The sequence below is a fragment of the Flavobacterium stagni genome (assembly GCF_004122105.1).
Lineage (GTDB): Bacteria > Bacteroidota > Bacteroidia > Flavobacteriales > Flavobacteriaceae > Flavobacterium > Flavobacterium stagni.
Window position 1 is genome coordinate 1 of sequence record NZ_SBKN01000020.1, and the last position, 429, is coordinate 429.

At 47.6% G+C, this 429-nt stretch carries 1 protein-coding gene; it reads right to left on the bottom strand.

What is annotated here, in order from left to right:
- Positions 1-429: hypothetical protein (locus EQG61_RS13805; protein WP_206733896.1), on the bottom strand; the 429-nt coding region annotated here is incomplete at both ends.

A 429-nucleotide genomic window follows, 5' to 3' on the forward strand; every position in this document is an offset into this window, starting at 1 on the left:
TCAAAGACATTCGAGATTTGTCTCGGACCGTCGTCTAAGCTGAAGACATAGCTACCATAACCCGTTACATTCACCGTGATGGTTTGTAAGTCGGAGAAGGCATTGGTCACTACATAGCCAATAGTACCTGTGGCAACAGCCGCTTGACCCGACTGAATCACATCAAAACTCGCCGAGGCATTCTGACAGCCTGTAACAGTATTGGTCATCACTACCGTATAAGTGCGTGTGGCACCCGTAGGCTCGGCATTACTTACGGTAAAGTCGGACCCCGTTCCAATCACTAAAGTCGGATTAGTAGACTCGTACCACTCATAGGTATAGGTCCCCGGAATGTTATTATCTGCAGTAAGGGTTAAATCACGCACTAGTGTTCCATCCGCATCCACACAAATCACATGGGAGTTATTAGGAGTCGTAATCACAGGC